Annotated in this window: 14 protein-coding genes; 5 read left to right on the forward strand and 9 right to left on the reverse strand. The window is 71.1% G+C overall.

What is annotated here, in order from left to right; genetic code table 11:
* Positions 1-32: 32 nt before the first annotated feature.
* The 5 genes from ACFWVV_RS27600 to ACFWVV_RS27620 all read right to left on the reverse strand — a co-directional run bounded on the left by ACFWVV_RS27600 (position 33) and on the right by ACFWVV_RS27620 (position 4,498).
* Entirely contained in the window at positions 33-851 is an 819-nt protein-coding gene (locus ACFWVV_RS27600) for an ABC transporter permease (protein WP_384355023.1), read from the reverse strand.
* A 122-nt stretch (positions 852-973) separates the two neighbouring features.
* Positions 974-1,969 (reverse strand): ATP-binding cassette domain-containing protein, encoded by a 996-nt coding sequence (locus tag ACFWVV_RS27605; protein WP_384354963.1) that lies wholly within the window; start codon positions 1,967-1,969, stop codon positions 974-976.
* A gap of 219 nt (positions 1,970-2,188) precedes the next feature.
* Positions 2,189-2,644, reverse strand: a complete 456-nt coding sequence (locus tag ACFWVV_RS27610) for a hypothetical protein (RefSeq protein WP_384354961.1) — start codon at positions 2,642-2,644, stop codon at positions 2,189-2,191.
* Between the two features lie 442 nt (positions 2,645-3,086).
* A complete protein-coding gene (locus ACFWVV_RS27615) occupies positions 3,087-3,596 on the reverse strand; it encodes a hypothetical protein (RefSeq protein ID WP_384354959.1) in 510 nt (169 codons plus the stop codon).
* Positions 3,593-4,498, reverse strand: coding sequence for a hypothetical protein (locus ACFWVV_RS27620; RefSeq protein ID WP_384354957.1), 906 nt, complete (start codon positions 4,496-4,498; stop codon positions 3,593-3,595). Before ACFWVV_RS27620 ends, ACFWVV_RS27615 begins: the two co-directional genes overlap by 4 nt.
* Positions 4,499-5,078: 580 nt before the next feature.
* Here ACFWVV_RS27620 and ACFWVV_RS27625 point away from each other — a divergent pair.
* A complete protein-coding gene (locus ACFWVV_RS27625) occupies positions 5,079-6,509 on the forward strand; it encodes an alpha/beta fold hydrolase (protein WP_384354955.1) in 1,431 nt (476 codons plus the stop codon).
* A 266-nt stretch (positions 6,510-6,775) separates the two neighbouring features.
* Here ACFWVV_RS27625 and ACFWVV_RS27630 read toward each other — a convergent pair whose 3' ends face one another.
* Positions 6,776-8,851: a PhoX family protein gene (locus tag ACFWVV_RS27630; RefSeq protein ID WP_384354953.1), complete on the reverse strand. Its 2,076-nt coding sequence runs from the start codon at positions 8,849-8,851 to the stop codon at positions 6,776-6,778.
* A gap of 338 nt (positions 8,852-9,189) precedes the next feature.
* Positions 9,190-10,839, reverse strand: coding sequence for an MFS transporter (locus ACFWVV_RS27635; protein ID WP_384354951.1), 1,650 nt, complete (start codon positions 10,837-10,839; stop codon positions 9,190-9,192).
* A gap of 192 nt (positions 10,840-11,031) precedes the next feature.
* Between ACFWVV_RS27635 and ACFWVV_RS27640 the strand changes: the two genes are divergently transcribed.
* Entirely contained in the window at positions 11,032-11,979 is a 948-nt protein-coding gene (locus ACFWVV_RS27640; protein ID WP_384354949.1) for a TetR/AcrR family transcriptional regulator, read from the forward strand.
* An 85-nt stretch (positions 11,980-12,064) separates the two neighbouring features.
* Here ACFWVV_RS27640 and ACFWVV_RS27645 read toward each other — a convergent pair whose 3' ends face one another.
* Positions 12,065-12,439, reverse strand: coding sequence for a DUF6344 domain-containing protein (locus ACFWVV_RS27645; protein WP_384354947.1), 375 nt, complete (start codon positions 12,437-12,439; stop codon positions 12,065-12,067).
* A gap of 391 nt (positions 12,440-12,830) precedes the next feature.
* Between ACFWVV_RS27645 and ACFWVV_RS27650 the strand changes: the two genes are divergently transcribed.
* The 3 genes from ACFWVV_RS27650 to ACFWVV_RS27660 all read left to right on the forward strand — a co-directional run bounded on the left by ACFWVV_RS27650 (position 12,831) and on the right by ACFWVV_RS27660 (position 18,359).
* Positions 12,831-14,486 (forward strand): VWA domain-containing protein, encoded by a 1,656-nt coding sequence (locus tag ACFWVV_RS27650; protein WP_384354945.1) that lies wholly within the window; start codon positions 12,831-12,833, stop codon positions 14,484-14,486.
* Positions 14,487-14,578: 92 nt separating this feature from the next.
* Positions 14,579-16,189, forward strand: coding sequence for a methionine--tRNA ligase (gene metG / locus ACFWVV_RS27655; protein ID WP_384354943.1), 1,611 nt, complete (start codon positions 14,579-14,581; stop codon positions 16,187-16,189).
* Positions 16,190-16,430: 241 nt separating this feature from the next.
* The gene (locus ACFWVV_RS27660; RefSeq protein WP_384354941.1) at positions 16,431-18,359 is read left to right on the forward strand and encodes a serine/threonine-protein kinase; all 1,929 of its coding nucleotides are present in this window, start codon (positions 16,431-16,433) and stop codon (positions 18,357-18,359) included.
* A gap of 92 nt (positions 18,360-18,451) precedes the next feature.
* Here the strand turns inward: ACFWVV_RS27660 and aspS are convergent, their stop codons facing one another.
* Entirely contained in the window at positions 18,452-20,218 is a 1,767-nt protein-coding gene (aspS, locus tag ACFWVV_RS27665; protein ID WP_384354939.1) for an aspartate--tRNA ligase, read from the reverse strand.
* Positions 20,219-20,226 lie beyond the last annotated feature (8 nt).

Below are 20,226 nucleotides of genomic sequence, written 5' to 3' on the forward strand. Positions count from 1 at the left end.
CCCCGCGGTCGCCGCGCGGCTGCGCCTCGCCCCTACTTGCGGTTGCAGAGGCGCATCGTCGCCGTACCGAAGACGAGCAGGAACAGGGCCGCCCAGCCCAGCGACCAGGCGATGTCCGCGCCCGGCCAGTTGCCGGCCATCAGCTCACGGACCGCCGTGGCCACATGGCTCACCGGGCTGTTGTTGACGAACGCCTGGAGCCAGCCCGGCATAGTCCTCGGGTCGACGAAGACGTTGGACAGGAAGGTGAGCGGGAAGATCACCATCATGCTGACGCCCATCACCGACTTCTCCGAGCGCAGCATCAGCCCGAACATCGTCCAGATCCACGAGAACGCGAACGAGAAGACCATGAGGAGGACCACGCCGCCGAGGACGCCGAGGATGCCGCCCTGGGGGCGGTAGCCGATGATCAGACCCACCACGAGGATGACCATCGAGGCGATGAGGTAGCGGATCACGTCGCCGAGCAGATAGCCGACCATCGGGGCGGGCCGCCACATCGGCAGCGTGCGGAAGCGGTCGAAGACGCCCTTGGAGATGTCCGTGTTGATGGCCACGCCCGTGTACATGGTGATCATGACGATGGACATGACCAGGACGCCCGGCAGCAGGAACTGGATGTACTCCGAGACCGACCCGGCGAGCGCACCGCCGAAGAGGTAGGCGTACATCAGGACCATCATGATCGGGAAGGCCGTGACGTCGAACAGCTGCTCAGGCACGTGCTTGATCTTCAGCATGGCGCGCCAGCCGAAGGTCAGCGAGGAGCTCAGGGCGCTCGGGCGGGCCGGGCGGTCCTTGGCGACCAGGAGGGCGGCGAGCTCCTCCGGGTCGGGTGCCCTGAGCAGCTTGTCGAGGTCGGCCTCGGAGTCCTTGCCCCTCCCGTTGCCCCTGCCCTTCCCGTCGCCCTTGCCCTTCCCGTCGCCCTTCTTCGGGCCCGCCGTGGTCCCGGTGGTCGAGGTGTCCGTGCTCACGCCGTCGCCCCCTTCTTGTCCGTGAGTGCCAGGAAGACCTCGTCGAGGCTGGGCTGTCCGAGGGCGAAACTGTCGACCGTGATGCCGGACCGGGCCAGCTCCGCGAGCGCGCGGGCGGCCTGTTCGGCGGCACCCTGCTCGGTCCCCCGGCCGTCGACCGTGGCGGTCAGCGCGACCGGGTCCGGGTCGAGCTGGACCGTCGCGTTCATCGATGCGGCGAGGATGCGTTCGGCCTCGGGCCGCTGGTCCGCGTCGCGCAGCCGCAGGTGTACGGAGCCGGAGCCGACCGACGCCTTCAGCTCGCCCTTCGTGCCTTCCGCGATGACCTTGCCGTGGTCGATGACCGCGATACGGGAGGCCAGCTGGTCGGCCTCGTCGAGGTACTGGGTGGTGAGCAGCACCGTGGTGCCCTGGGCGACCACCGCGCGCACGATGTCCCAGACCTGGTTGCGGCTGCGCGGGTCGAGGCCGGTGGTCGGCTCGTCCAGGAAGAGCAGGTCCGGGGTGTTGAGGATGGACGCGGCGATGTCGATGCGGCGGCGCATGCCGCCGGAGTAGTTCTTGATCTGCTTGCCGGCGGCCGCGGTCAGCCCGAACGCTTCGAGCAACTGGGCAGCGCGGGAGCGGGAGTTTGCCTTGGAGTGGCCGAGGAGGCGGGCGAGGAGGATCAGGTTCTCGGTGCCGGTGAGGTCCTCGTCCACGGACGCGTACTGGCCGGTGAGGCTGACCCGGGACCGTACCGCGTCGGCGTCCTTCACCACGTCCTTGCCGAAGATCCGGGCGCTGCCGCCGTCGGGGCGCAGGAGCGTGGCGAGCATCTTGACTGCGGTGGTCTTGCCGGCGCCGTTGGGGCCGAGGACGCCGTAGACGGTGCCGGTCGGGACGGCGAGGTCGATGCCGTCGACCGCCCGGTTGTCCCCGAAGACCTTGACCAGCACATCGGTCTCGATGGCCAGGTCGGTGGAGGAGGCTCCGGTGGAGGGGAATGTCATGGAGGCGGGTCAACTCCCGGGGTGCGGCGATGTCGTCGGGGGCCGTCAGGCGTTGTCGGGGGCCGTTAGGCGCCGTCTGGGGCCGTCAGGTTTTCTCTGGCGTTGTCTCGCCTGCCTGGCGTTGTGGGTTCTTGGGTCAACCTGACGGTAGTGGACGCGAGTTGGGTGCTGCGCGGGATTTTCTGGGGCTGCGTTCTGTGCGATACCGATACGGATCTTTCAGTCGCTGTGCGAGTAGAAGGCGTAGTACGTGGCGATGTACATGCCCGCGCCGAGGACCAGGGCCAGTACCACTGAGGTGAGGACGCTGCCTCCGCCGAGGCTGAACAGGTAACCCATGGCGGCGGCGAAGGGTACGGCGATCGCGATGGCTCGCATGCCGGGGGTACGGCCCTTGATCATCCTGCCGACCAGGAGCGCCACGGCGGTGAGGATCACGCCCCATAGGACGCCGAACCAGACGTTCGACCAGGTCAGGGGGCCGGTGCCGCGGGCCATGAAGGCCACGTAGACGCCGTAGGCGAGGCCGAGGACGAGGGGGAGGACCAGGGCGGAGCGGGAGGCTCCGTGTGTCCCGGGGTGGCTGCCGGGGGCGGGGCCGGGGCCGGGAGTGCCGGGCCGGATTCCCCGGCGGGCTCGGGTTCCGCGGGTGGGGACTGCTGCGTGTGTGCCCATCGGGATGCCTCCCATCGCCCCCCGGGGTGGGTACGTTGCTACCTCACCAGGGCACACCCATTGGGGGGTGGCGGCAAGTCGGGGGCGGTGGGTGGAGTGGGTGGGGTGGCTGTGGCGGGCGTTTGCCTCCCCCGCAGGGTCGCGGCTGGCCGTGCGGGGGCCGCGCTCGGCCGCGCCTGGCCGCCGCGGGGGGGCCACGGCTTCCGGGCGTTTGCCCCTCCTTGCAGAGGCGCCGGGGCGGCTGGCGGGTCGCGCCTGCGGCGGGCTTTGCCCCTCCCCGCCCCTTCCCTAAACCGCTGGCCGCGGGGCTGGATTCATCTGCGGGAGCGTTGCGGGTTGCTCGCGCAGTTCCCCGCGCCCCTGGGGGCAAGCCCCCTTGGAAAGTCCGTGCGGGAGCGTGGTTGGTTGCTCGCGCAGTTCCCCGCGCCCCTGGAGGGGCGTGTCAGTGGCGGAGGGCCTTGGCGATTTCGGCCTTTACCTTGCCGGACAGGTTGCGGTTGCTGGTGGCCACCGCCGTGGCCTCCTTGCCTGCCGCCACGTCCTTGACCGTGACCACCACCGTGTCGAGCAGGTTCCCCCCGTCGTCCCGGAAGTTCACCTGCACCACAAAACTCTGTTCCTTGTCCTGCTTGTTGGAAGCGGTGACCTCGGCCGCGCTCCGGTCCTCGTCCGTCTTGACCTCGCCGACCGCCACCTCACCCTTGGCGTCCATGCCGTCCCTGACCTCGTTCATCCTGGCCGAGGCCGACGCGGAGGCGGACGCGTACGACTCCTTCGCCTTCTCCCCCATCTCCCCCGCCTTCGCCGTGGCGCTCGCCGCCGCGTCGCCCGCCTTCTGGGTGGCGTTCGAGACCATCTGCGCGGGCGACTTGTCCCCGTCGGAGCAGGCGGAGGCCGAGAAGGCGAGGAGGGCGGCGAGAACGGCGGCGCCGGCAGCGCGGGTGATCTTCATGCCGACCACCCTGTGTCCAGCGGGTCCCGCCCGCGAGGCGGGTGGTCCGAACGGGTGGTGGCCCGCCGACGACCCGTCAGCCACTCCGCGCCCCCGGCCACCAGCGCCACCACCAGTCCCGCCACCCCGATCACCCAGGCCGTCGTCCGGAGCGCAGCCGTCAGCTCCCCGTACACGGCCTCGGCGGCGGGGCGGCCGATGTCCTCGGGGAGGTGGGACAGCGCCAGGTTGTGCGCGAGTACGAGGAGCAGGGCGAGGAGCACGGCCCCGAGTACGGCAGCGAGGCCCGCCAGCGCGACGGTGCGCAGGCGCCGGCCCCGTACCGCCAGCAGGACCGCCGCCACGACCAGCAGGGCGACCACCCCAGGCAGCAGGCGCGCCGCCGGGGCGAGCCAGCCGTAGGCGCTGCGCCACTCGTCGAGGCTGTCGGTCCGTACGAGGGTGATGTCCGTGTGGACCACCGGGATCTGCTCCGCCAGCGGCACCTGGTCCGCCGTCATCCGGGCCTTGAGCTCCTCGGTGACCGGGGCGAGGTCCAGGGTGACGGCGTTGCCGCTGCCCGCGGGGGCGGCCAGGGCGTCGCGGAAGGCGTCGTGGGTGACGCGGCTGACCGTGTTCCACGCCGTCCGGTAGGCATCCGTACCGGTGAACGACCGGACCGCGTCACCGATGAGCCGCCCGGCTCCGTCCTGGAAGGGTCCGAGGTCGACCTGGCTCATGATCTCGCTGGTGAGGCGGGTGGCGACGGCCTGCTGGACGTCGGGGTCGTCGGCGAGAGGGGCCATGGTCGCCACGTACCGGCCGGTGTCGTCGATCTCGGCGTCGGCCCATACGGAGAAGGCGGCAAGCGGTACGAGAAGTGTCGCCAGGACGAGCAGGAGGCCGGGCAGAAAGCGGCGCATGGCCCCCAGCCAAGGCGAGGTACGACGCGAAGGCGAGCGGGGCGGGGCCGGAGAGGTGAGGCGGGGGGCGCATGCCCCGGCCTGTGGGGCGGGGGCGGGTGGCCCACGGGGGGCGAGTAGCCATACCGGGGGGCGGGTGGCCCCACGGGGGCGAGTAGCCACACCGGGGGCGGGTGGCCCCACGGGGGCGAGTAGCCACACCGGGGGCGGGTGGCCCCACGGGGGCGAGTGGCCACACCGGGGGGGCCTCCACCAGGGGCGGATTGCCCCGCCGGGAGCGAGTGGCCCCCGGTGGGGCCCGTACGGCCGCTTTCGGGGTGCGGTGGCCGCGGGGGCATTTCAAGCTGGGCGGAACTCGTCACACGCGGCAGCAGTGGGGAAGGGGACCGGCACCTTGGCAGTACGGCGGCGGCAGGCGCAGGCGCAGGCACGTACGGCGGTGCGGTGTGCTCGTGCCGGGGGATCGGCCGGTGTCCCCGGACGAAGCCTCGTCCTCGTGTGCGTCCTGGTGCTTGCCCTTGCCTCCTGCGGGGGCGGCGGCACGCCGGACGGTGGGGGAAGCGGCGCACCCACCGGTTCCGTGGCTCCGCCTCCCGTGGAGGTGCCGCGGGCCGAATGGGAGGACTGTCCGATCACCGGGCAGCCCACCCGCGAGTGCACCACCCTGAAGGTCCCCGTCGACGCGGCAAAGCCCGATGCCGGGAACACCGTCCTCGCCGTCTCCCGTGTCCCGGCGACCGACCGGAAGCGGCGGATCGGGGTGCTGGTCGTCGATCCCGGGGGGCCGGGGCTGCAAGGCAGGTACACCGTGGCGAACCTGCTGCCGCCGCAGTTCCGCGCCCTGTTCGACATCGTCGGCTTCGACCGCCGCGGTTCGCACGCCTCCGTTCCGGTCGTCGACTGCGGCGAGCCGGGCGAAGCCGTCGAGAGGCTCCGGGAGGGGGATGCCCTGGTCCCCCGTTCCGTGGACGTCGCGTCCGTCACCGACGGGGTGAAGAAGTACGCCGGCGCTTGCGCGAAGAAGTACGGGGCCCTGACGGGGCACCTCGGTACCCGGGCCGTCGCGGCGGACGTGGAGGCGATCCGCAAGGCGCTCGAAGAGGACCGGCTCAGCCTGCTCGGCGTCTCCTACGGCACCCTGCTGGGCCAGCAGTACCTGGCCGCCCACCCCGACCGGGTCCGGGCCGCCGTATTCGACGGGGTGGCCGACCCGGGCCGTACGGGCGCGGCGGAGGCCGTGGGCGCCGTACTCGACCTGGACGACGCGGGCGCCGTGCGCGACAAGAGCGAGAAGGTACGCAGGGGCGAGCGGATCAGGGCCGCGCTGAGCGGGTTCCTGCCGTGGTGCAAGGGGGCGGGGCCCGCCGAGTGCGCCGTCGCGGACGACCCGCCGGCGGCCGTCGACGCGGTGTTCGCCGAGGCGCCGGAGCTCGTCGGTTCCGTGGACCCCGCGGCCTACGATCCGGCGCTCTGGCCCGAGTTCGCGCGTGCCGTGGACAGGGCGCGGAACGGTGGGGCCGGTGCCACCGACGACCTGAAGAAGTTGGCGGCACGCACACCGCCCAAGGACCTGGCGGACGTCCTCAAGCCGTCACCGAACAGTCTCGCCTTCGACCTGGCGAACAAGTGCACGGACTTCCGCTGGCCGAGGGACGTCCCCGTGCTGCTCGACGAGGTCGAGGCGGCGGCGAAGGCGGCGGGCCACGAGGAGGCGGCGCCGTCCGTGGCGGCGGACTTCGCCCCCTGCGCGGCCTGGCCCGGCGGCGGAACGCCACTCGGTGCCCTCACGGCCCCCGAGGGGCCCCGGCCGCTGATCGTCAACACTCAGAAGGACCCGCGGACGCCGCTCGCGGGAGCGGAGAAGGTGGCGGCCCGGCTGAAGGCACCCGTACTGGAGGTGGGAGGCGATCTGCACGGGGTGACGACGCGGGGGAACGGGTGTGTGCAGGCGGCGCTGGTGCGGGTGCTGGTCGAGGGCTCCCCACCCAGGGCGGGCCACTGCCCGGCGTGACAGCACGCGCAAGGGGCGGCCCCCGGCGGAGCCGAGCCCCTCCGGCCCTGCGCCACCCCCGCACCGCCCTGCCCGCGTCCCAATGGCATGCCACTGCGGCTCACCGGGGTGGGCCGGGACCCGGACAGTGGTGCGGGGTCGGGGGGCCGCCCCCCGTGCCCACCCGTTCCGCCCCAGGGGGGCGGCCCCTGTGCCCACGAGGAACGGCGCGGCCCCTGTGCCCACGAGGGGCGGGGCCGCCCCCCCCGGCCCCACGGGCAGCCCGCTCAGAGCCCGATGTCCTGGCCGTCCCTGCGCCAGATCGAGACGACCGCAGGCCGTACCAGCTTGCCCGGACCGTCCGGCCATGTGGAGCCCGGCTTCTCGACCGAGGCCCCGTCCAGCTCGCCCGGGTGCTGGACCGCGACCAGTACGCGCTCCGACTGGATGAGCGGACCGCAGGTCTCCGCACCCTTCGGCACCGTGAGGAACTGCTTCAGCTCACCCCGCCGCTCACCGGAGACCGCGACGCCGAACAGCCCGTCGTGCGAGCCCAGCTTGTTGCCGTCGGTGGAGATCCACAGGTTGCCGTGCGGGTCGAAGGCGACGTTGTCGGGGCAGGAGATCGGCGACACCTTCTCCTTGGGGAAGCCCGCGAAGTAGGTGGACGGGTCGTTCGGGTCGCCCGCGACGAGGAAGAGGGACCAGGCGAAACGGGTCGCGCACGCGTCGTTGCGGTGCTCGGCGAGTTCGAGGATCTGGCCGTGCTTGTTGGCGTTGCGCGGGTTGGCCTCGTCGGCGCCCGGCTTGCCCGCCTTGCCCCGGTCGGTGTTGTTGGTGAGGGCGACGTACACCCGGCCCGTGCGGGGGGAGGGCTCGACGTCCTCGGGGCGGTCCATCTTCGTCGCGCCGACCTTGTCACCGGCGAGGCGCGTGAAGATGTAGACCTCGTCGGCGGTCATGCCGGGGACGTGCGACGTGTTGCCGGTGGCGAGCGGGATCCACACGCCCGACCCGTCGAACTCGCCGTCCGCGGGGTGCTTGCCCGTGCCGTCGATCTCCGTGGTCGGGGAGTCGCCGGTCAGCTTCGCGACGTACAGCGTGCCCTCGTCGAGAAGGGTCAGGTTGTGCTCGCGGGCCGCCCGGGAGTTGCCCTTCTTCATGCGGCGCGAGGAGACGAACTTGTAGAAGTAGTCGAAGCGTTCGTCGTCGCCCATGTAGACGACCGGGCGGCCGTCGTCGGTCAGGCGCGGCTGCGCGGCCTCGTGCTTGAAGCGGCCGAGAGCGGTCCGCTTGCGCGGGGTCGAGTCGGGGTCGTACGGGTCGAGCTCGACGACCCAGCCGTGCCGGTGGGACTCGTTGGGCTCCTGCTGGACGTCGAAGCGCTTGTCGAAGCGTTCCCACTTGCGCTCGGTGGGGCCTGCGGCGATGCCGTAGCGCTTGTCGGTGGCGCTGGAGCCGTTGGCGAAGTACTGGTTGAAGTTCTCCTCGCCGTGCAGGGTGGTGCCCCACGGCGTGGTGCCGCCCGCGCAGTTGTTGAAGGTGCCGAGCACCTTCCTGCCGGTCGGGTCGGCGGAGGTACGCAGGTGCTTGCTGCCGGCGGCGGGGCCGGTGAGACGGAAGGTGCTGGTGCCGGTGAGGCGGCGGTTGAGGTGGTGGCGGGGGACGGCGGTCAGGCCGTTGCCGCGCCGCGTCTCCTCGACGACGACCACGCTCAGGCCGTGCGCGGCGAGGGCGATCTCGAACTGCTCGCGGGTCGGCTTCTCGGCGTCGTACCCCCGGAACATCAGTATCTCGTCGGTGTACTCGTGGTTGGCGACCAGGACCTGGCGGCCGCGCTCGCCGCGCAGGGGCAGCAGCGAGAGGAAGTCGTTGTTGTAACCGAACTGACCGGCCTGGGCCTTCGCCGTCTGGTTCTCCGGGTCGAAGGCCGGGGCACCGCGCAGGATCGGGTCGCCCCAGCGGATGACCACGTTCTGGGTGTAGCCGTCGGGGACGGTGACCTTGTCGTCGGTGTTGGGTGCCACCGGCGTGAAGCGCAGGCCACGGGCGGCCTTGCCCTTCGAGCCGTGGCCGCCGGGCCCGCCGCCGTTTCCGCCGTGGCCGTGGCCCGCGGCGACCGCCTCTGGGGCCTGGGCCGTCGTCAGCGCCGTACCCGCGGCGGTCGCGACCGTGACGACGGCCGCCGCCCGCATCATCGAACGGCGGGACAGCGCGCCCGCGATGATGTCTCCGGCGTACTCGTTGTCGCTGGTGTTCGGGACTTCCTGGAAGCAGGCGTCGCCACAGCGGTATCGGCACGTCAGCGCGGAGCGCGCGCCCCCGTGCGACGACGGGTTGAGCAGCGGCAGCAAGTTGCGCACGGTCGGTCCCTCCGGTGAGTCGCCCGGGGCGTACCTCTCGTACGCGTGTGCCGGGCAGATGGCTTTCGGCCGTGACACTAGGGGCGCGCGGGGCGCGCACGGGGCATGCCGGATGAACGAGGGGTGAAGTCCAGCCGACCGGCAGCCCCGAGGGCGCCAAGCAGCCCCCGGGAGGAAAAACACCCCGCCCCCGGACCCGCGATGCGGGGGCGGGGGCGGGGTGCAGGAACGGCGGAACGGGAGCGGGTCGTACGGGAGTCAGTGCGCGCAGTGGAACAGGAGCAGGTCGTACGGGGTTTCCAGCCGGCGCCGCACCGCAGGAGCGGGTCCTACAGGGCTCAGTGCCCCGAGCCCACCAACGGCCGGCCCACCTCCGAGGCATCCGCGACATCCTGCGTCCCGAGCGCCTGGGCCCCGGGCAGCTGTCCCTCGGGCATTTGTCCCTCGGGCAGCGGGCCCTCGGCCGTCTCCGCCCCCTTGAGCCCCTTCCGCTCGTTCCGCATCATCGTGAAGGCCACGACCGCCGCCGCGAGGACTCCGGCCGCGCTGACCAGGAACGTCGTACCCATGCCCGAGGTGAAGGCCTCCCGGGCGCTGTGTGCGAGTGCGCCGTCCCCGGTGCGTGCGGCCAGGGCCAGGGCCTCGCTGATGGAGTGGCGGGCCGCCTCCGGGGCCGAAGCCGGCAGAGAGGCCGCGTAACCGGTGGTCAGGATCGAGCCCAGGGCCGCCACACCGAGTGCGGCACCGGCCTGCTGGATGGTGTCGTTGAGTGCGGACCCGACACCGGCGTGCTCGGCCGGAATCGCACCCATCAGGGCGGTGATCGCGGCCGGCATCGCCAGTCCCGCACCGGCGCCGACGGCGACCATGGCAGCGGCCAGGAGCAGGAAGCCGTCGCCGCGGTCGAGCGTGCCGAGCAGGACGAAGCCGCCCGCCAGGACGGTCATCCCGATCGCGGCCATCGCCCGGTTGCCGATCTTCTGGCCGAGGGTGGCGCCGAGGCCGTTGAAGACGAGGGCGGCGAGGGCCATAGGGATGAACGAGGAGCCTGCCTCGGTCGGGCTGTAGCCGAGCACGAACTGCACGTACTGGGTGACGACCAGCAGCAGGCCGCCGTTGCCGACCTGGACGAGCGTGAGGGAGAGGCTGCCACCGGCGAAGTTGCGGTCTCGGAAGAGGCGCAGCGGAACCATCGGCGTGTCGGTCTTCAGCTCCCAGACGACGAAGGCGGTGAGGCCCAGGACGGCGACGGCGAGCGCGATCACGGTGGGGGTGTGCGAAAGGCCGCCCTTGGGAAGCTCGTTGATCGTCCAGACCAGCGCCACCATGCCGACCACGGACAGCACCGCGCCCAGCGGGTCGGCCTTCTTCCAGGGGCCCTTGGACTCGGGCATCAGGACGAGTGCCGCCACGATCGCGAGGATCGCGACCGGGACGTTGATGAGGAAGACCGCACTCCACGAGAAGTGCGTGACCAGGACACCGCCGAGCACCGGGCCGCCGATCAGGCCGAGCATCGAGACCGAGCCCCACACCGCCATCGCCTTGCGCAGTTCGTCGGCGGCGAAGACGTTCATCAGGATGGAGAGCGTGCTGGGCATGATCAGCGCGCCGCCGATCCCCATCACCGTACGGGCGGCGATGAGTTGGGCCGGGTCACTGGCGAACGCGCCTGCCAGTGAGGCGAGCCCGAACAACGCGAGGCCGACCGTCATCACCCGGCGTCTGCCGAACCGGTCGGAGAGGCTGCCGGCCGTGAGGAGCAGTCCGGCGAAGACCAGGATGTACGACTCCAGCACCCACTGGATCTCCTGCGGGCTCGCCCCGAGGTCCTCGGAGAGGGCCGGTACGGCGACGGTGAGCGCCATGTTGTCGATGACCAGCACCAGCGTGGCCAGGCACAGCACCATCAGGATGATCCAGCGGCGCGGATCGCGTATCGCCGTCGCGGCTCCGGATCCCTGCGCGGCCGACTCGTTGTTCCCCATGACCAACCTCCCCTGTGCGACGCCCCGTTGAGGGCGAGGCGTACGACGTGCTCTCGTTGCGAACACTGTACGCATTGCGCACAGTGTTCGCAACAGGCAAACGGCGTGCGCTACCGTGAGTGCCGCACCAGGAACAGCCCCACAGGGCCCCGGAAGCACCCGGAAGAGTTCCCGAGGAAAGGAAGGCCCGTCATGGCCCCGGCCGAGAAGACCCCGGAGATCGCCTCCGTATGGACCCGCCCGCGCGCCAAGCAGCGGGAGCAGCTGAGCAGGGAGCAGATCGTCGCGGAAGCGGTACGCCTGCTGGACGCCGACGGCATGGAGTCCCTGAGCATGCGGAAGCTCGGCACCCGCCTGGGCGCCGGCGCGACATCCCTCTACCGGCATGTCGCCAACAAGGACGAGCTCATCGAGCTGGTCGTGGACGAGGTCTACGGGGAACTCGAAGTCCCCGGCGTGGACGGTCCTTCGGGGTGGCGGGAAGCTGCCGTCCGCAGTGCGTACAGCCTGCGGGCGATGGCACTTCGCCACCCGTGGATCGCGTCCGTACTGGGTCAGGTGGGACTGGTCCACCTGGGGCCGAACGTCATGCGCAACTCGGAACGACTGGCCGCCGTCGTCCACTCGGCCGGCTTCGACGGCGAGGAGACGGAGATGGCCATGAGCACGGTCTTCGCGTACGTCATCGGGGTCGCGACCAGTGAGGCCGCCTATCTCTCGATGATCGCGCGCAGTGGCCGCAGCGAGGAGGACTGGGTGGAGAGTCTGTCGGCTGCCGCTGCCGCTGCCACACGGGCCTCGAAGGACGAGCATCCGAGGCTCACTGAGGGACAGGACATCCAGCGGGGGAGGAAGCCCGAACAGATCCGCGACGCGAAGTTCGACTACGGACTTCAGCGGGTCCTGGACGGACTGGAGCACCGGCTCGGAACGACTGCTTCCGGTACGGGTACGGGTACGTCGGGGGCGAGTGCCTCAGGTACGTCGGTGTCCGGGGTACGTGCCTCAGGTACGTCGGCGTCCGGGGTACGTGCCTCAGGTACGTCGGCGTCCGGGGTACGTGCCTCAGGTACGTCGGCGTCCGGGGCGAGTGCCTCAGGTACGTCGGGAGCGAGTGCTTCCGGTACCTCGGGGGAGTGAGCGGGCCGTGTCGCTCCCGGGTGGTCGTCACCCTGGGGTACGTCATGGCTGGTCGCACGTTCCCTCGTACCACTGAACGGGAGGACTAGGCCGCCGCTTCGAGGTCGTCCCGGGTCAGCCCGTTCGTACGGTCGAGGGCCGGGACCTGGCGGACCGACGGGGAGCCGCCGTGCGCCTCGGCACGGATGCGCTGCTTCATCGTGGGCGGCACGGAGCGCATCACACCGTCGGCCGACCAGCGTACGGAGGCCGGGTTCTCGGCGGCACTCGATCCGGCGAGCAACCGTTCCAGTACCGAGGGGGCCGCGGCGGAGCGGGCCGGCGACTGCCGCGGCGCGTCGGCCGGGCCACCGGTGGTGGTGTCGGCGGGAGCGGTGTGGGCGGACGCCGGGGCGGTGAAGCCCAGCGTCGCGAGAAGCGCGACGATCGCGCTGAGCAGAGCGGTCCACATGGCCTTCATGACAAGTCTCCTCGTATTGACTCGTACTGTGTGACGCGTACGGACTGACGCGTCAGGACTGACGCGTACGGGCTGTTGACGTGTAGGGAGCGGGTCGGGCACCACAGGTCTGCACGGTTTCCGGGATGTCCGGTTTTCGTACTTTCCTTATGATGCGGACGACGCACGAGAAGGCACGGACCGCCACTCCGATTCGCAGTTCTTCGGACAAGCACCACCCGTGCGGCCCAATCAGGGGCTGGAAACGGGGATGTCCGGGGCCACGGAAGCCACTGCTCCGGCCGGTGCGAAGCGGCCGCTAACCTTACGTGTCACCCCTGGTCAGGGATCAATCCCGCCAGTCATGGACATACAACGCACCCCATTCACTCTCACTCGAAAGGCCTCGCCCATGGGCATTCGGAGCTTGCTGCGCAAGGTGTTTGGCGGCCGGTCGGAACAGAACTCGGACCAGAACCCCGAGTCGTCCGCACCCTCGGTCCCGTCCCAGACCGAGCGCACGCAGGGGGCCGGGGAGACGGCCGATGCCCGGAGCCCGGAGCGCGAATCGGTGAACGCGGCGTCGGTGGAGCGGAGTTCGGAGCAGTCCGAGAAGACGGCCGCCGAATCCGCGGCCGATTCCACGAATTCCTCGGAGTCCGGCTCCTCGAAGAGCGGCTCGCAGGGCAGCCTGGCCGCGGAGCTGGTGGCCGAGGCCTTCGACAAGCCGAAGCCGTCGGCGCCCGCGTCCGCGTCCGCGTCCGAGAAGAGCGTGCCGGCCCAGCCGACCGCCAAGGACAGGGCCACGGAGGCGGAGCCGGTAACCGCCGCCATCCCGGGGCAGGTTGAGCCGGAGACGGCAGCGGACGCGGAGACGACGCCGCCGGTGGTGGCAAAGCCGGAGCCGACGCCCGAGCCGGAGCCGGAGCCGGAGCCGGAGCCGGAGCCGGAGCCGGCCAAGGCTGACCCGGAGCCGGTCGTAACGGAGCCCGTCGCAGAGGCGGAGCCGGTAAAGGCTGACCCGGAGCCGGTCGCACCCGAGCCCGTCGCAGAGGCGGAGCCGGTCGCTGAGGTGGAGCCGGTCGTCGCCGAGGCGGAGCCGGTCACTGACCCGGAGCCGGCCGTGGCGGAGGCCGCACCCGTCGCCGAGCCCGAGCCGGTCGCGGCGGCGGCACCCGTCGACGCCGAGCCTGAGCCCGTCGCGGAGGCCGAGCCCGTAGCTGCCGAGGAGCCCGAGGCCGAGCCGGAGCCCGAACCGGTCGCTCAGCCGAAGGCCGTCGCCAAGGCCGAGCCCGTCGCCAAGACCGAGCCCGTCGCCGTCGAGCCGGCGTCCGCGTCCGTGGCCGGTCCCGCCGAGCCCGTCGCCGCCGAGCCGGCACCCGCGTCCGTCGCCGGTCCCGCGTTCAGTGCCGCGCAGGTGAAGGCCCGTACCGCCAAGATCTCGGCCGCCTACCGGGCCGCCGGGAGCGCGCTCAAGAAGGCGGAGGCCGAGGGGGCGCGGGCGCGGGTGTACCTGGTGCTGGACCGGTCCGGGTCGATGCGTCCGTACTACAAGGACGGCAGCGCCCAGAAGCTCGGCGAGCAGGCACTCGCCCTCTCCGCGCACCTCGACGACAGCGGCGCCGTCCCCGTCGTCTTCTTCTCCACGGACATCGACGGCACCGGCACGATCACCCTCGACGACGCCGAGGGGAAGATCGACGAGCTGCACGCCGGCCTCGGGCACATGGGACGCACCAGCTACCACCGTGCGATCGAGGAGATCGTCGAGCACTACGAGAAGAACAAGGACGAGTACGAGGGCCCGGCCCTGGTGATCTTCCAGACGGACGGCGCCCCCGAGGCGAAGGGCGCGGCCACCGCCGCGCTCGCCGAGGCCGCACGGCTCCCGCTGTTCTGGCAGTTCGTGGCCTTCGGCGACACCGAGGCCAAGGGGTTCGACTACCTGCGCAAGCTGGACGCCCCGAACGCCGCCTTCTTCCACGCGGGCCCCGCCCCCGCCGACCTCACCGACGCCGCCCTGTTCAAGGGAGTACTGGCCGGCTCGGCGAAGTGGCTGAAGGGCTGACGCCGCGAACGAGGTGAGGGCCGTCCCGCTCGGGGCGGCCCTCACCCATATCCAGGTGAGGAGGCCTCTGCGCACCACTTAAGATTTCTGTCATGGCGGCCACTGGAATCGAGAAGCAGGGGGCGGCGGCGTACTACGTCACGACCCCCATTTACTACGTCAACGACGCTCCTCACCTGGGCCACGCCTACACGACCGTCGCAGGCGACGTGCTCACGCGCTGGCACCGTCAGCGCGGCGAGAAGGTGTGGTACCTCACCGGCACGGACGAGCACGGTCAGAAGATCATGCGCACGGCCGAGGCGAACGGTGTCTCCCCGCAGGAGTGGTGCGACAAGCTGGTGGAGGAGGCCTGGCGGCCCCTCTGGGAGCACCTGAACATCGCGAACGACGACTTCATCCGCACCACGGAGAGCCGTCACACCGACCGTGTGCAGGAATTCGTCCAGGACCTCTTCGACAAGGGCGAGATCTACAAGGGCGGCTACGAGGGCCCGTACTGCGTGGGCTGCGAGGAGTACAAGCTCCCGGGCGATCTCATCGAGGCCGAGGACGGCACGAAGCTGTGTCCCGTCCACAAGAAGCCGGTGGAGATCCTCAAGGAGGAGAACTACTTCTTCAAGCTGAGCGAGTACGGCCCCAAGCTGCTGGAGTTCTACGAGGCCAACGCCGACTTCATCCAGCCGGAGTCCGCACGCAACGAGGTCGTGAACTTCGTCAAGCAGGGGCTCCAGGACCTGTCGATCTCCCGTTCGACCTTCGACTGGGGCGTCCCGGTCCCGTGGGACGACAAGCACGTCATCTACGTCTGGATCGACGCGCTCCTGAACTACGCGACGGCCGTCGGCTACGGATCGAACCAGGAGAAGTTCGCCGAGACCTTCCCCGCCGACGTCCACCTGGTCGGCAAGGACATCCTCCGCTTCCATGCGGTGATCTGGCCCGCGATGCTGATGGCGCAGGGCCTCCCGCTGCCCGGCAAGGTCGTCGCGAACGGCTGGCTGATGGTCGGCGGCGAGAAGATGTCGAAGTCGAACCTGACCGGCATCAAGCCGCAGGACCTGACCTCGCACTTCGGTGTGGACGCCTACCGCTGGTACTTCCTGCGCGCGATCACCTTCGGCAGCGACGGTTCGTTCTCGTGGGAGGACTTCACCGCCCGCTACACGTCCGAGCTCGCGAACGACTACGGCAACCTCGCCTCGCGCGTCGCGGCGATGGTCGGCAAGTACTTCGGCGGCACGCTGCCCGCGGCGGCCGCCACCGGCGACGCCGAGAAGGCCGTCCAGGAGGGCCTGGCCAAGGCCGTCGCCGAGGCCGACCGGCTGATCGGTGACGAGCAGGACTTCCAGGGCGGCATCCTGGCGATCTTCGACTTCGTGAAGCAGGTCAACGGCTACATCACGGAGCAGGAGCCGTGGAAGGTCGCCAAGGACGATTCGGAGGAGGGCCGGGCGCGTCTCGCGACGATCCTCTACACCTCCGCCGAGTCGCTGCGCGCCATGGCCGTCCTGCTGAACTCCGTCATGCCGGAGACGTCCCAGAAGCTGTGGGACTCCCTGGGCGCGGACGCCGCCGGGCTCGGTGCGCTCGCCGCACAGAAGGTGCAGGACGCGGGCACGTGGGGGCAGCTCCCCGTAGGCGCGACGGTGACCAAGGGCGCGGTGCTGTTCCCCCGCCTGGAGGAGAAGCCGGCCGCGTAGCTCTTCGCTGCTGCACGGGGTGGGCCCGGGATCGTCACGATCCCGGGCCCTTCGCCGTACGTGCGGGCAACGTACTCGCGGACAACGTACGTGCGGACAACTCGGGCGGTCGCCATGGTGCGGACAAGTCGGGCGGTCACCAAGTGGCCGCGCCCCTCCGGGACTTGGGCAGGGGCCCGTCTGGCAAACTTCCTCGGGCCGAGTACCGGCAACTCTGGTCAGACCGTAGGGGGAAGCACGCATGTGGGGTCGGGGGACCGTGCTCGGCGGCCGGTACACGCTGGGCGAGCGCATCGGCGGCGGCGCGATGGGAGAGGTCTGGCGGGCCGAGGACGGGGTGCTGGAGCGTTCCGTCGCGGTGAAGATCCTGCTGCCCAAGCTGTTGGAGGACCCGCACTTCGCGGCCCGCTTCCGCCGCGAGGCGAAGGTGCTGGCGTCGCTCGGCCACCCGGGAATCGTGGACGTGCACGACTACGGCGAGGAGAGCGCCGCCGACGAGGGCACCGGCCGCATCGCCTACATCGTCATGGAGCTGGTCGACGGACGGCCGCTGGACGAGGTCCGCGAGGACGAGGGGCCGATGCCCGTGGCCCGGGCGCTCGACCTGGTCGCCCAGGCGCTGGACGCCCTGCACACCGCGCACCGGGGCGGGATCGTGCACCGGGACATCAAGCCGTCGAACCTGATGCTGCGGGGCGACGGCCGCGTCACGGTCACCGACTTCGGTATCGCGCACAGCAAGGCCGCGTCCCGGCTGACGGCGTCGCACGCGGTGCTGGGGACGGCCCTGTACATCGCACCGGAGCAGGCCGAGGGCACGGGGACCGTACCGGCGTCCGACCTGTATTCGATGGGCGTGGTCGCGTACGAGCTGCTGACCGGGGAGCCGCCGTTCAACGGCGAGACGGTCCTGGAGATCGTCCTCAAGCACATCCGGGAACCCGCGCCGCAGCTCCCCGGCTCGTTCCCCGCGCCGGTACGGGCCTTCGTGGCACGGGCACTGGCGAAGATGCCGGAGGAACGCTTCGCGGACGCGGCGGTGATGGCGGCGGCGGCACGGGCAGCGGGAGCGGTGGGAGCGGCGGGGGCGGGAACGGCTGGAACGGCGGCGGGGGAGGCTGCTCCGGGCCCGGTGCCAGTTCCGGTGCCCGACCCGGTCGTGCAGGAGCCGTCGTCGCCTCCGGTCGTGGCGCCTCCGGTCGTGGCGCCTCCGGTGGCTGAGCCGCCGACTCCCGCGCCCTCGCCCGCTCCCGCTCCCGTGCCTCTTCTCGTGTCCGGGCCTGCCACCGCCGGTTCCGTACCGCTGCCGTGGTGGAAGCGGCTGCCCAGGCCCGTGCTCGTCGTGGTGCCCGTGGTACTGACCGCCGCGGCCACCGTGACCGTGATCAACATCCTGCCGCCGGGCACGGAGGCCCGCGCCGGGAGTCCGCAACCTGCGGCGTCCGCCCCCGCTCCCGCCGGGCAGACCCCCGGCGGACCGCTCCCGGCCGCCCCGCACAGCACCCCGGGAGCCGGCGGTTCGCCCGCCGCCGACAAGCCCGCGAAGGGAGCGGACGCGAAGGGCGGCAAGGACACCCCGGCGACCGGCGGCACCGGAAAGGGCAAGCCGGGTGCCGCCGCCACCGGCCCGGGGGCGGACGGCAACGCGGCAAGCAAGGGCAATGGCAGTGGCGCCTCCGGCGGCAACGCGGGGTCCGGCTCCGGGAGCGGCACCAAGCCGAAGCCACCGCCGGCCGGCCCCGCCAAGCCCGAGAACTGCGGTGGCGACAACTGGGGTGCGATCACCAACGTGGGCAGCGGCCGACGGATGGGGCTCTCCGGGACCGACCCCTCGGGCAGTGGCGGCACGGTCGTCTCGGGCGGGAACACGCAGTTCGGGTGGGTGTCCGGCGGCAACCAGTTCGCCGAGTTCCACGCCTGCAACCTGGCGGGCGGTGCCCTCGGCCTCAAGTCCGCCCCCGCCTACAACGAGAAGACGGGCGTCGTGCTCGCCGCGTCGACCGGCTACTCCGGCTACGTCACCAGCTGGAAGACCACGCCCACCGGCGGTGCGCACCAGATCAACTACTACGTCGGCGACGGCTGCGTCACCGACAACGGTGCGGGCCGCCAGCTGACCGTCGACCCCTGCACCCCGGGCAACAAGCACCAGCTGTGGCGCCTGCCGTAACGGCCCCGGACAGGGAGCGGCCCGGGACGGGGCGAGGGCCCGGAATCCGCCGAGGATTCCGGGCCCTTGCCCCGAACGGGTGAGCTGTCGGCCTACTTCTCGACCGGCTTGCGCAGCTGGATGTTCAGCTCGCGCAGGCGGGTCTCCTCCAGGACGGTCGGGGCGCCCATCATGAGGTCCTGGGCGTTGCCGTTGAGCGGGAAGGCGATGGTCTCGCGGATGTTCGGCTCGTCCGCGAGGAGCATCACGATGCGGTCGACACCCGGGGCGATGCCGCCGTGCGGCGGGGCGCCGAGGCGGAAGGCGCGCAGCATGCCCGCGAACTCCTGCTCGACGGTCTCGGCCGCGTAACCCGCGATCTCGAACGCCTTGAGCATCAGCTCGGGCTCGTGGTTGCGGATGGCGCCCGAGGACAGCTCGATGCCGTTGCAGACGATGTCGTACTGGAAGGCCAGGATGTCCAGCGGGTCCTTCTCCTGAAGGTCCTTCATGCCACCCTGGGGCATCGAGAAGGGGTTGTGCGAGAAGTCGATCTTCCCGGTCTCCTCGTCCTTCTCGTACATCGGGAAGTCGACGATCCAGCAGAACCGGAAGACGTTTTCCTCGAAGTGACCGGCGCGCTTGGCGGCCTCGACGCGCACCGCCGACATGATCTTGCTGACCTCGTCGAACTCGCCCGCGCCGAAGAAGATCGCGTGGCCGGGGACGAGGGAGAGGCGGTCGGTGAGCGCCTTGACGTCATCCTCGGTGAGGAACTTGGCGATCGGCCCCGCCAGCTGGCCGTCCTCTCCGACGCGGACCCAGGCCAGGCCCTTCGCGCCCTGCTCGACCGCGTAGTCGCCCAGGCCGTCGAAGAACTTGCGGGACTGCTTGGCGGTGTCCGGGACGGGCAGCGCGCGGACATGCTTACCGGCGAACGCCTTGAAGCCGGACTCGGCGAAGACGTCCGTGACGTCGACGAGCTCCAGCTTGGCGCGAAGGTCCGGCTTGTCGTTGCCGTACTTCAGCATCGACTCGCGGAACGGGATGCGCGGGAACGGGGAGGTGACCTCGCGGCCGTTGCCGAACTCGGTGAAGAGCTCGGTCATCAGCTTCTCGATCGGCTGGAAGACGTCTTCCTGCTCGACGAAGGACATCTCGACGTCGAGCTGGTAGAACTCGCCCGGCGAACGGTCGGCGCGGGCGTCCTCGTCGCGGAAGCACGGCGCGATCTGGAAGTAGCGGTCGAAGCCCGAGATCATCAGCAGCTGCTTGAACTGCTGCGGGGCCTGCGGCAGCGCGTAGAACTTGCCGGGGTTCAGGCGGGAGGGGACGACGAAGTCACGGGCGCCCTCGGGGGAGGTCGCGGTGAGGATCGGGGTCGCCATCTCGTTGAAGCCGAGCGCCACCATCTTCGAGCGGATCGAGGCGATGACGGACGAGCGCAGCATGATGTTGCGGTGCATGCGCTCGCGGCGCAGGTCGAGGAAGCGGTACTCCAGGCGCCGCTCCTCGTTCACGCCGTCCTCGGCGTTGATCGTGAAGGGCAGCGGGGCGGCGGCGCCGAGCACCTCGACCTCGCCCACCTCGATCTCGATCTCGCCGGTGGGCAGCTCGGGGTTGACGTTGTCCGCGCCTCGGGCGGAGACCTTGCCGTCGATACGGACGACGGTCTCCTTGGTCAGCTTCGCGAGAGCCTCGTTGGCGGCGGTGCCGGGACGGGCGACGAGCTGGACCAGACCGTAGTGGTCGCGCAGGTCGATGAAGAGGATGCCGCCCAGGTCGCGACGGTTGTGCAGCCAGCCGCTCAGCCGGACGTCGGCGCCGACGTCGGAGGCGCGGAGCTCGCCGCACGTGTGGGACCTGTACCGATGCTGCATCGTTCATC

It is taken from the genome of Streptomyces sp. NPDC058663 (genome assembly GCF_042716745.1).
Classification (GTDB): Bacteria; Actinomycetota; Actinomycetes; order Streptomycetales; family Streptomycetaceae; genus Streptomyces.